The sequence below is a fragment of the Salipaludibacillus sp. CF4.18 genome (genome assembly GCF_051262595.1).
GTDB classification, from domain to species: Bacteria; Bacillota; Bacilli; order Bacillales; family Salisediminibacteriaceae; genus Salipaludibacillus; species Salipaludibacillus neizhouensis.
This window is the reverse complement of the sequence record NZ_JBIMEV010000033.1, coordinates 1-12,683: the sequence shown is the minus strand read 5'-3', so window position 1 is coordinate 12,683 and position 12,683 is coordinate 1. Positions and strand designations below refer to the sequence as shown.

The following is a 12,683-nucleotide window of genomic DNA, read 5'->3' as shown; positions in this document are numbered from 1 at the left end:
ATGGTTAAAGAAATTCAAGAAGTACTCCCCTTTATGTCCTACGGGGGAGATTATAATCCGGAACAATGGTCCGAAGATGTATGGCTTGAGGATGCCCGTCTGATGAAAAATGCTGGAGTAAATCTAGTGTCGGTAGGCATTTTCAGCTGGGCAGTGTTGGAACGACAAGAAGACGAGTTTGATTTTGGGTGGCTTGACAAGGTCATGGATATCCTTCATCAACATGGGGTGGGAGTTTGCCTCGCTACAGCGACTGCATCAACTCCAGCTTGGTTTACGAAAAAGTATCCCGATTCTGTGGCGGTAGATGAAAAAGGTGTTCCATACTCCTTTGGATCTAGACAACATTATTCTCCGAGTAGTCCATCTTACCGAAAAGGAATCAGTAAATTAGTGAGAAAGCTGGCAGAAAGGTATCAGAATCATCCAGCATTAAAAATGTGGCATGTGAATAATGAATATGGTTGTCATCTTTCTGAATGCTACAGTGAGCATTCCTTACGTGCCTTTCACGATTGGCTGAAAGAAAAATATAAGAATATTGAAGGTTTAAATGAAGGTTGGGGAACCAATTTTTGGAGCCAACGTTATAATAATTGGGAAGAAATTGACTTCCCAGCCAATCAAGTTACCTTTTATAATCCAGGACAGATGCTTGATTATAAGCGATTTATGAATGATAAAATCTTTGAACTGTATAAAATTGAGAAAGCTATATTGAGAGAGATCACTCCAGATATACCTATTTTCACGAATTTTATGTATCAGTTTAAACCTTTGAATTACTTTGAATGGGCGAAAGAAATGGACCTCGTAACTTGGGATTCTTATCCGGATCCTAGGGAAGGAATACCTGTTTCTCATGCTTTTCATCATGATTTAATGAGAAGCTTGAAAAAAGGACAACCTTTCTTTTTAATGGAACAAGTATCTAGCCACGTAAACTGGAGAGATATTAATCTCACAAAAAAACCTGGTGTGATGCGACTGTGGAGTTATTCTACGATTGCTAAAAGTGGAGATGGCATTATGTTTTTCCAATGGCGCCAAGGTCGCGCTGGAGCGGAAAAGTTTCATGGCGCAATGATTCCTCATTCTAATAGAGAAGATAGCAGAGTTTATAAGGAAGTTAGTCAGCTAGGAAACGAACTAAAAAAATTGGATTCTTTAGTAGGAACGAAGATAGATGCTAAAGTTGCGATTGTTTTTGACTGGGAGAATTGGTGGGCAGTTGAGTTAGAAGGCAAACCTCATAATGACCTTGATTATTTAAGTCGCGTAGAAACATACTATAATGCTCTATATGCTTTGAACATTGCTGTTGACTTTGTGCAGCCAAAAGATGATCTTTCTTCCTATGAAATAGTCATTGCACCAATGCTGTACATCATTGATGAAGCCGAAGCTGCGAATTTCGAAACGTTTGTGAAAGATGGTGGAACGTTAGTTATATCGTTCTTCAGCGGCATTGCTGATAAGAATGACCGGATTCATCTTGGCGGATATCCAGCCCTTTTAAGAAATCTTCTTGGTCTGTACGTCGATGAATTTGTTCCTTATGAACATGGAAAAGAGCAACTGTTTCGATCAAATAATGATACTTACTCCTGCTCGATGTGGACAGACATGATACGACTGGAAAGTGCGGAGGCAATAGCTTGTTATGATTCTGACTGGATAAAAGATACACCAGCAGTGACGGAGCATACTTATGGAGACGGTAAAGCCTATTATGTTGGAACAGAGCCAGAGTCAAGATGGGTGAAAGAATTTGTAAGTCAATTATCAGCCAATAAAGCAGTTGTTCCTCCTCTAACTGTGCCAGTTAATGTAGAAGTGACCAAAAGATCCGGTAACTCTGGGGAACACCTTATTTTCATCAATCATAATGAAAATGATAGTGAGATTAAACTGGGAGAAGGAAACTCCTATACGAATTTATTAACCAATGAGGTTATATCTCAGAATTTCAGTTTAAAAGGAAATGATGTGGCAGTTCTTCTTCTTTCTACTAATTAAGAAGGATAGTTCGTAAACTTTTTTTATAATAGTACTCGAATTTGCTCGGAGAGAATTCGAGTACTATTGAGAAAAAATAACAACTTCCTTATCGAATTATACCTGCAATGAATAATCTTAGGAGTAGAATAATGTCTTATTGAGCTAGTGAAATAATTACATTTTAATAGATTCATTGTTTTTTTTATAGAAGGTTTGTTGTTTTTCAATATTTATTTAACTTTTATTGTCTACAAACGCTTACAAAAACAAACTATAATATGAATGTAAGCACTTACAAAAATCAAAAGGGGGAAATACTAGTATGAAGATGAACAAATTAAAAGCAGTGGTAATGATGTTTTTACTCGTAGGATTGGTCACGATAATGGCAGCCTGTGGCGGAAACGAAGATTCCAATGCAAATGTAAATAATGGCGCAGACAACAGTGCTGATCCAGAAACAAATGAAGCAAATAACGGTAATAGTGGAGAAAATAATGCAGCAGCAGGTGACGAAGAAGAAGTTACGATTCGCGTAGCATGGTGGGGTGGTCAAGAACGCCATGACATGACAATTGAAGCAATTGAACTATTTGAAGCAGAGTATCCAAATATTACCGTAGAACCAGAGTACACAAGCTGGGATGGTTATTGGGAAAGGTTAAGTACGCAAGCAGCCGGAAATAACTTACCGGATATCATTAACATGGATAACTCAAAATTGATGGAATACAGCAGTAGAGATCTTCTTGTAGACCTTCAACCATTAATTGATGAAGGACATATTAACATGGATGATGTAGAAGATGTCTATCAAGATATTAATGTCGCTGATGATGGCACTGTTATGGGAATTTCATTAGGGGCAAATGCTCTTGGAATTGCAGAAAATAAAGATTTACTCGCTGAGCATGATATTAACTTAGAGCCTGGATACACGTACGATGACATGATTGATGCAATGCACAAAATCCAAGACGCTACAGATGAAGAATTCTTTGGATTTGACTTCGGTAATGCAGAATACGAAATGTTCTTTGTGTATGCCCGTCAGCACGGAGAATCAGTTTTTAATCCTGAAGGTGATGGACTAGGGTTTGAAGAAGGAACTTTAGTAGAATTCTTTGACATGGTACAGACAATGGTTAATGAAGAGGCAGCAGCTTCACATGATATTATGATGGATTACATTGATGGTGGGAATTCTATGCTTGGAGAAGGAAAAGCAGCAATGAATATGACTGCTAGTAACCAAATCATTGGAATTCAGCAATCTTCCGATATGGAAATTGGTTTAAATGTCATGCCATCGATAGAAGGCGGGGAAGATGGTAACTGGATCCGTCCGAGTATGTCATTCTCTATCTCTTCTCATTCAGAACAACACGAAGCATCAGCAAAATTCATCGATTTCTTTACGAACAATTTAGAAGTAAACGAAATTTTACAAGCTGACCGTGGAGTACCAGTTTCTTCAGTTGTAAGAGAGCATTTGGCAGGAATTGTAGACGGTGCCACTGCAGAAACGTTTGCATATCTTGAGCTTGTTGAAGATTACACAAGTCCTGCAGATCCACTTTCACCAGCTGGAGAGTCAGAAGTACGCGGTTCTTTCCAACGAGTAGTGGAAACATTGAAATATGATCAAGCGACACCAGAAGAAGCGACGCAACAATTTATGCAAGAAGCACAAGCGATTTTACAATAGATTGATACTGGTTAGTAGGGGCTGTCTTCAAAATGTATAAGCCGCCTAGTTTATGAATCATTGCTATTGAACCTCATCGTTGCGTCGTAAGTCAAGTTCTCACATAGGGAAACCTATTACAAGGGATGATGACTTACGGCGCATCGGTATTTTCAGAGCTGATTTACACACTAAGTGCAAATATTGATAGGATGCTCTACTAGTAAATAGGAGGAAAAATATCATGGCAAAAGCGGATAATGAGGTGAGGATCAACCAAGCACCACCTCCAGATCGTGAAATATTAAGGATGGAGAAGAAAAAAGCTCTTAAAGAAAGCTTAACTGGTTATGCAATTATTTCTCCGTGGCTTTTAGGTTTTTTTGTTCTAGTTTTAGGACCAATCTTAGCATCCTTTTATTTATCTTTTACGGATTATGATCTTCTTTCAAGTCCAACTTGGATAGGATTCGATAACTACGTTCAGATTTTAACGAATGATCCTAGATTCAAAACTTCAATTATTGCAACATTAGTATTTGTGTTTGTTTCCACACCGCTTAAATTGTTATTTGCCTTAGCTTTGGCAGTGTTATTTAATACCGGAAGAAAAGCAACAGGATTTTTTACAACGATTTACTATATTCCTTCTATTATTGGAGGAAGTGTGGCGATTGCGGTTGTCTGGAGACAATTGTTTGGCCGAAATGGTGCTGTGAACGATATATTGGATTCTTTAGGAATTGCAGGATTAAACTGGATTGGAAACCCGGACACTGCGTTGTCGGTTTTAATTATTTTGGTTATTTGGCAGTTTGGTTCACCGATGATTATCTTCTTAGCGGGACTTCGCCAAATACCAACAGAATTATATGAAGCAGCAAGTGTTGATGGAGCAGGACGTTTTCAAACATTTTTAAAAATCACGCTCCCAATGCTTACACCAGTTATCTTCTTTAACTTGATTATGCAAACTATCGGGGGATTCATGTTATTTACACAAGCGTATTTAATTACGCAAGGTGGACCAATGGATTCAACGTTATTTTATGCTCTATACCTATACGAAATGGCTTTTGAATATTTACGAATGGGTTATGCATCTGCAATGGCATGGATTTTATTAGTGCTTATTGCAATTATTACGATAATTATTTTCAAAACATCTAGTAGATGGGTATTCTATGAATCTGAAGGAGGGCGTTAATCATGAAAAAAAAGAATGGAACGCTCTCAAACATCATTTACTATATATTTGTTATTGGTTTCGGCTTTGTTATGATATACCCAATCCTGTGGATGATCGGCAGCTCATTAAAGCCTGAAACAGAAATATTTGGTAATGCAGCTTCGTTAATTCCAGGAGAGTGGTTGTGGGGGAACTATGCGCAAGGTTGGGAAGGTTTTGGAGGGATCGGATTTGATGTATATTTCCGAAACTCTATGATCGTAACCACACTGGTAGTAATAGGTACCGTTTGTTCGGCCAGTATCGTAGCTTATGGGTTTGCGAGAATTAATTTTAAATTCAAAGCAATTCTGTTCGGATGTTTGATGGCGACAGTTATGCTTCCAGTTCAAATTACACTCATTCCGCAATATATTTTGTTTCATAATGTTGGATGGGTAAATACATTCTATCCTTTAATTGTCCCGGCGTTTCTCGGGGGACAGCCGTTCTTTATCTTTCTTTTGATACAGTTTATTAGAGGGATACCACGTGAACTAGATGAAGCGGCGATTATTGATGGATGCAGTAAATTCGGTGTATTTTTAAGAATTATCCTCCCGTTACTGAAACCGGCTTTAGTTACAGTGATAATCTTTGCATTTATGTGGACATGGGATGATTTTCTTGCACCTTTAATTTACTTAAATAGTGCAAGTTTGCATACGGTAACTATTGGATTACGTAATTTCATGGATGCTGATGCCGGAACGAACTGGGGACCTTTATTAGCAATGTCATCCCTTTCGTTATTCCCTCAATTTGTACTGTTTGCTTTCTTTCAGAAGTATTTAGTACAAGGGATTGCGACTACTGGTATAAAATAACGAGAAAGAACTTCATATGAATTTGATTTAATTGGTAAGGAGGAGATATATTTGCCTGCTCTAGAATTTGATGAACAGCAAATAAAAGATGTCATTGATAAGGTAGTCGAAAGAACGTTTAATATGGATTTTCCATGGGATTGGCCAGGAGGTGTTGCTTTCTACGGTGTAACAGAGGCGTATGAAGTAACCGGGGAAGAAAAGTATATGAACTATATCAAAGAGTGGATTGATGAAGAACTAGAAGATGGTCTCCCACCTCTAACAGTCAATGCTTCTTCTATTGGGCACATCTTACTTTCGCTTTATAAATATACAGAAGAAGAAAGATATTTAGAGATTGCTACCCAGATGGCAAATTACTTGTTGAATGAGGCAGAGCGTTTTGATGGAGATGTATTACAGCATACGGTAAATGGAGAAAAATACAATTTTCCGGAACAAGCCTGGGTAGATACAATGTTTATGGCCGGTTATTTCCTTTTACGAATTGGAAAATTGTTGAATAGGGAAGATTTCTTTGAGTTTGGCTTGAAGCAGTATCACGGTCATGAAAAGTTCCTTCAAGATGATTCAACAGAGCTTTATTACCATGGCTGGGATAACATTGCTGGTAATCATATGTCGAGTGTATTTTGGGCTCGCGGAAACAGTTGGGCAGCGATCACTATGGCAAGAGCATTGGAATTAGTGGAAGTACAACATCCTTCGTATATGATTATTGATGGATCCTTAAGAGACCAACAGAGTGCTCTCGTTCGATTACAATTAGATTCTGGTTTGTGGTCAACGGTCCTAACCGATCCTGCTTCGTATGAAGAATTATCCGGTTCGTGTGGCATTGCAGCTTCTTTATTAGTTCGAGGAAAGCTTTACAACAAACATATTCAAAAATCAATTTCGGGTATATTAAGTTATATTCGGGAAGATGGTTCGGTAATGAATGCTTCGGCGGGTACAGCAGTCATGAACAATGAGCAAGGCTATAAAGAGGTGCCGGCAAAACGTGTACAAGGATGGGGACAAGGACTAGCTTTAGTCTTTCTTGCTTCATTATTAAAACGAAGAAATATTTAATAAATGAATGTCGAAAAAACCTAAAGGAACTTCCTTTAGGTTTTTTTCGACAGGTCAAACGAAGCCCAACTTAGTTTAAATACTCAAATTGTTGTTTTTCAAAAGTCATTTAACATTTTTAAGCTATATATATAAGACATAATTAGGTAAGATGGTATGTAAGCACTTACATTGAATGAAGTGCCTAAGGAGGGATAGATCACTATGCACAAATTTTCGACTGGATTTTATGAAGTATTCGAAAAGTTAATGAATTTAGCAATTTGGAATACCATATGGGTATTGCATACTTTGCTTGGTTTAGGAATATTTGGATGGGCACCAGCAACACTAGCATTGTTTTCGGTGTTACGTAAAAGCAAATTAGAGGAAAATGAGTTTCCAAAAATGAAAACATTTTTCAAAATCTATAAATCTGAGTTTATTCGGGCAAATATCATCGGTTTCTTTATCTTATTCGGGGGATTATCTCTCTTTTTCTCTTTTTACACACTATTAGATATGGATATGTGGTTACGAGTCTCGTTTGGAGCACTTTTATTTGTCGTTTTTATTTTGTATATTATTGTAAGTTTATATATATTTCCGGTGGCAGCACACTATCAAACATCTTTAAAAGAGCACGTTCGCTATTCATTAATGATTGGATTGGCATATTTACCGCAGTCATTTTTGCTAGCGTTCCTACTTGTTTTAATAGGCTTTATCTATCAAGCATTTCCAGGACTGATTTTATTTTATTTAGTTAGTTTTCCAACTACTTTAATGGTATCAATTGCCTTACATGTCTTTCAAAAAATTGAAGAATCGAATCGGAAAGCAGATGTTACGGAAGGCAAAAGTCACTCCTTGGCTAATTTACAACAGTAAAACATGTAATTAAGTCACTTTGTAAACGATATCTTTGTTAAAATGAAAAATGGACTACCATTATGAATGTAATAAATGAGGTGCTCCTTATATTACTCGTCGATTAAATATTAACACCTACACCGATCGTCTCTAGGTGCTAATCGAGGATGTGGAGGTAACGATGAATGTTTTTAAAAAATATCGGATTAACAGTATTTTTTTCGGGAGCTTTTTTTTATTTACTCTATTGATCTTAATTATTATTATATTATTTAGTTACAGATACTCGGCTAATCAAATTGTAGAAACAACAACAGAGCATCAAAAAAATAATTTATACCGACTTAGTGAAGAATTAGGAAGTAATCTTAAAACATTTCAAGACTATTCAGTTATTTTATCCAGACAGCAAATGTTTCGTGAAGTTATAAGTGGTCGGCAATCGAGTGGTACAACTTCACTAACGAATGATTTTTCTAATGTTATCTATAGTGTTCCTGCTATTCATTCTGTAGAAATTTATATGAACTCACCACCAGTGGATAATGTTCAATATCCTGTCCGTTATTTTGAACTTGACGAAGTTTATGAAGCAGAATGGTATAAAGATTTAGAGAATATTTCTTATTCTTGGTTAGGAACGAGAGACGTTGAAACGATGGCGGGACAACATTCGGTTATAAGTTTGGGGCGAAAAATAAATTCCTCTCGCGGAGAACTGCAATCGATGATTGTGATTAATTTAGATCCAGTTACTGTAGAAAGCTGGTTGAGAAAATATCATGAAGATTCACATATGGTTCTATTAGATGAAAAGGGTTCAATTGTCTCTTCTACTGGCAATAATGACATTGGTGATGAACAATATCAGGAACTCATTGATTTCTCTCATACAGAAGAAACCTTTTTTGATTCCCCTTCGCAGGATCAATTGCAAATCGACAATGATATCATAGTGACTACGTCAATTCCAGCTGTTAATTGGACAGTAATGGAAGTGACACCTTATGAAGATATCATTCAGGGAAGCAAGGAAATGGCTAGAACCTTAATCGTTATTGGTTTTTTAGCAACAATAATTGTATTATTTGGGACCATGTTTTTAACGAAAAAATTTACTGATCCAATTCTCGAGTTAACGAAGGTAATGAAATCCTATCAATTAACGAAATCTCGAGTGAGCCTTCCGAGCGGATATAAAAATGAGTTTGGCGAATTATTTAATGGTTTTGATGAATTAACCAATAGAGTGGAAGAATTATACGCTTCTTTAGATGAACAGCATCAACATCAAAGAAAGGCAGAAATAAAGGCACTGCAAGCAAATATAAATCCGCACTTTTTATACAATACGTTAGATCAAATAAATTGGGTGGCTATTGAAAAAGGGAATATTGATATTAGTCGAATGATTGAATTACTTGGCAATATGTTACGTATAGGTCTTTCTAAAGGAGAAAGTATTATATCAGTAGGTGATGAGCTGAAGTATTTGGAATATTATATGAAGCTTCAAGAAATCCAATTAGAAGATCGATTCAGCTACACAATCGATAGTCCGAGAGAAGTGCTGGATTATTTTATTCCTAAGCTTACTTTACAGCCATTTGTGGAAAATGCGATTATTCATGGTTTTCGTGATCGTAGAGAAGGAGTAGTAAAATTAGCAATAACAGAAGAAGACTTTCAACTAAAGATTGAAATTTCTGATAACGGAATTGGCTTCCCGACAAATACAAACTTGCAGAAGGAAAACGACCTCGGAGGATATGGTATTAAAAATGTGATGGAACGTCTTCATATATATTATGGGGAAAAGACAACAATGAGTATAGATAGTAATGATAAAGGAACATCTGTTTTTATTCTAATTCCAAAAGTTAATGATAAAAAATTATTATCAGGTTAAAAAGTCTACTTTCATGAGGAGGTTAACTACATGTGGAAAGTAACGATTATTGATGATGATGACAAAGTTCTACGGGGAATGAAGAAAATTATACCTTGGGATGAGCTATCCTGTGAATGGGCAGGAGAAGCAAGAAATGGACAAGAAGGTTATGAATTAATTAAACGAGAAAAACCAGATCTAATTATTACAGATATATATATGCCAGTTTTAAATGGATTGGAAATGATTAAAAAACTTAGAAACGAAGGTATTGATAGTAGAGTTATTATTTTGAGCGGTTACAATGAGTTTGAATACGCACGTCAAGCAATGAGATTAAATATTGATGACTATTTATCCAAACCTGCATCCCCTGATACGATCAAAGATGTGCTGGAGAAAAGTGTGGCGAAATTGGAAAGGGAAATTAGTGAAGAAATAGAAATGTGTGACCTCAGAGAAAAGGTAAGTTTGTATGAACCTCTAGTGGAAAAAGAATGGATAAAAGCGATTGTAACTGGTGCGAGTACTAATTTTACAAATTTACCGCTAACTGTCGATAAGATCACAAAAAAATGGTCGAAGCAAAAACATGTAGTCATGACATTAACCTATGACCGATCATTGGAGGAATCTTCCTTTTATCGTTCAGATTGGTACCTGTTTAGATTTACTACAAACAACGTTATCAAAGAAGCAGTACATGCCTTTTTTGACGACATCCATTACATTGAACTTCATAGTCACCAAACAGCTATTTGCATTCATTTGAATGAAGAGAACAATGATGATGTAAAACAATCACTTGAAAAACTCCAAAAAATTTTAGTGGAGAAATTCCAGGAATATTTTCAAGTACATGTGTTAATCAGTACTGGCAGTATAAAAGATGATTGGGGTAATATGGCGGATTCGATGAGAGAAGCTTTCGCAAAAATATCTGATAATAGTCAGATGAATGACCCTTCATCAATGTTAGGACAAAACCCGGAAGTAGCATTAGTTGATAAAGATCATAAAACACTGTGGTCTGATTCTATGGAAGCGAATCAACAGATGTCTGAATCTATTCGTTACGCTGACGAAAAAGGTGCGATGGCAGTCATTGATAGGATTTATGAACAAAACAAACATGAATCATTTTCTCGGGGAGAGGGGATAAGGCTTGGTATTGAAATGTGGACAATTATGACTTATTCTCTCTACGATATTGGGATAAAAATCGATGAGATGTACTCTGAAGAATTTGATTTTCATGCAGAATTATTAAAGACCAATACCTGGATTGAGTTTAAGGACTATATGGATGGAGTTGTACGACACATTTGTGAACACCAGCAGTGGGATGAAAATCTTAAACATCGTCAGTTGGTAGAGCAAATGTTAGATTATATACAAAAAAATGTAGGTGAAAATATTACACTTCAAGATATAGCCGATGACTTGTTTATTTCCAGAAATTATTTAGGACAAATTTTCAAGAAGATCGTGGGGGAATCATTTAAAAACTATTTGACTCGTGTACGAATGGAAAAAGCTAAAAAAATGATTCAAGAGGGAAGTTACTTAATCTACGAGATATCCGAAAAAGTAGGTTTTATTAATCCTGCATACTTTACCACAACGTTCAAAAAGTACACCGGATATACGCCAACAGAATTAATTAATAGAAGAACCATATCTTAAAGGAAAGAAGAGATTTTACTAGAATGAAAATGGATAGCTAGATGTTCATTTCAATTTCTTGCGGTCCATGATATAATCGAACTATAACGAACGCAAACGAACATATAAGGAATCTAGTGGAGGAGTGAGTATATTGGATAATCAATTTTCATTACAAGGAAAGGTCGCGGTTGTGACCGGTGCGACAAGAGGATTAGGTCAAGGTATGGCTGTTGGCTTAGCTAAGGCAGGAGCGGATATTATTGGTGTAGGTTTTAGTGAACAAACAGAAACAAAAACAATAATAGAAGATTTAGGTCGTAAATTCTATGAAATTAATGCAGATCTATCAAAACAAGATGAATTGGCTTCAGTGGTTCAGGAAGCGATCAATAAAACTGGTAGAGTTGATATATTAATAAACAATGCAGGGATTATCCGTAGAGAACAGGCAGAAAACTTTTCTGATCAAGACTGGGATGATGTCGTTGATGTGAATTTGAGTGCGGTTTTCCGTTTAACGCGTGATTTTGGAAAACATATGATTGAAAACGGTTCAGGAAAAATTATTAATATTGCTTCGATGCTTTCGTTTCAAGGTGGTATGAAAGTACCCGCTTATTCGGCAACAAAACATGGAGTGGCTGGACTAACTAAGTCATTCGCTAATGAATGGGCAAGTAAAGGTATTAATGTGAATGCAATCGCTCCAGGATATATGGCAACAGACAATACAGCCCCTCTTAGAGCTGACAAGGATAGAAATGCGTATATTACTTCTCGTATACCTCAATCAGAATGGGGAACACCGGAAGATTTAGCAGGTCCTGCAGTTTTCTTAGCTTCAGAGTCGGCAAGATATGTAAACGGGCACATCTTATGCGTTGACGGTGGCTGGATGGGATCATAAATAATAATAGATTGAAACTTTAATTCTATTATTTGTGATTTATTAATAAATTGGATAAATAATCTAAATTGTCGTTTACTTCCAGTTATATATAAGGTATGATAAGAAAAGTAGAAAAAACGACAAGAAAAAGGAGGCTTTACAATGATGACAGTATCAAAAACAAACCTAAACAAACTTTATATGTCTGATTTTTCAGCCTCCGTTAAGATGATTCGTAAATAATAATTTATGACAGTGAAATATGTTGATGTCATGCGTTTACGTAGCAAAATGTATTTTAAGTGATACGTTAAAAAAGGGAGGCTGAATATACCATTCGGTCTCTTTTTTTTATGGAATGAAAATGCTTTTTTGTCATATCATTCATTATTGAAAACCAAGGCCGATTGCTGCCTTGGTTTTTTTGCCGGAATTTATATAGGGTTATTAAAGATTGTTGTTTTCGTCTATCAGAGAGACCCGAATCCGTTCTAGGCGGACGCTTTCCGCGGGTAAGCCTCCTCGGGAAAGTTCGCCCTGCGGGGTCTTTAGTAGTTGCTTTC

9 protein-coding genes are annotated in these 12,683 nt (G+C 36.4%); all 9 read left to right on the top strand.

Going from position 1 to position 12,683, the window contains the following annotated elements:
* Positions 1-2,019 carry a beta-galactosidase gene (locus tag ACHABW_RS17300; protein ID WP_435757021.1) on the top strand — a complete coding sequence of 673 codons (2,019 nt, stop codon included), beginning with the start codon at positions 1-3 and terminating at the stop codon, positions 2,017-2,019.
* Positions 2,020-2,323: 304 nt separating this feature from the next.
* Entirely contained in the window at positions 2,324-3,709 is a 1,386-nt protein-coding gene (locus ACHABW_RS17295; RefSeq protein ID WP_435757019.1) for an ABC transporter substrate-binding protein, read from the top strand.
* Positions 3,710-3,998: 289 nt separating this feature from the next.
* Positions 3,999-4,895 (top strand): carbohydrate ABC transporter permease, encoded by an 897-nt coding sequence (locus ACHABW_RS17290; RefSeq protein ID WP_435757083.1) that lies wholly within the window; start codon positions 3,999-4,001, stop codon positions 4,893-4,895.
* 2 nt (positions 4,896-4,897) lie between these two features.
* Positions 4,898-5,743: a carbohydrate ABC transporter permease gene (locus ACHABW_RS17285; protein ID WP_435757017.1), complete on the top strand. Its 846-nt coding sequence runs from the start codon at positions 4,898-4,900 to the stop codon at positions 5,741-5,743.
* A 51-nt stretch (positions 5,744-5,794) separates the two neighbouring features.
* A complete protein-coding gene (locus tag ACHABW_RS17280; protein WP_435757015.1) occupies positions 5,795-6,820 on the top strand; it encodes a glycoside hydrolase family 88/105 protein in 1,026 nt (341 codons plus the stop codon).
* Between the two features lie 204 nt (positions 6,821-7,024).
* Entirely contained in the window at positions 7,025-7,690 is a 666-nt protein-coding gene (locus tag ACHABW_RS17275; protein ID WP_435757013.1) for a YesL family protein, read from the top strand.
* 163 nt (positions 7,691-7,853) lie between these two features.
* Positions 7,854-9,581, top strand: a complete 1,728-nt coding sequence (locus ACHABW_RS17270; RefSeq protein WP_435757011.1) for a cache domain-containing sensor histidine kinase — start codon at positions 7,854-7,856, stop codon at positions 9,579-9,581.
* 30 nt (positions 9,582-9,611) lie between these two features.
* Positions 9,612-11,249: a response regulator transcription factor gene (locus ACHABW_RS17265; protein ID WP_435757009.1), complete on the top strand. Its 1,638-nt coding sequence runs from the start codon at positions 9,612-9,614 to the stop codon at positions 11,247-11,249.
* A 133-nt stretch (positions 11,250-11,382) separates the two neighbouring features.
* Positions 11,383-12,138 carry a 2-dehydro-3-deoxy-D-gluconate 5-dehydrogenase KduD gene (gene kduD / locus ACHABW_RS17260; RefSeq protein ID WP_110934711.1) on the top strand — a complete coding sequence of 252 codons (756 nt, stop codon included), beginning with the start codon at positions 11,383-11,385 and terminating at the stop codon, positions 12,136-12,138.
* Positions 12,139-12,683 lie beyond the last annotated feature (545 nt).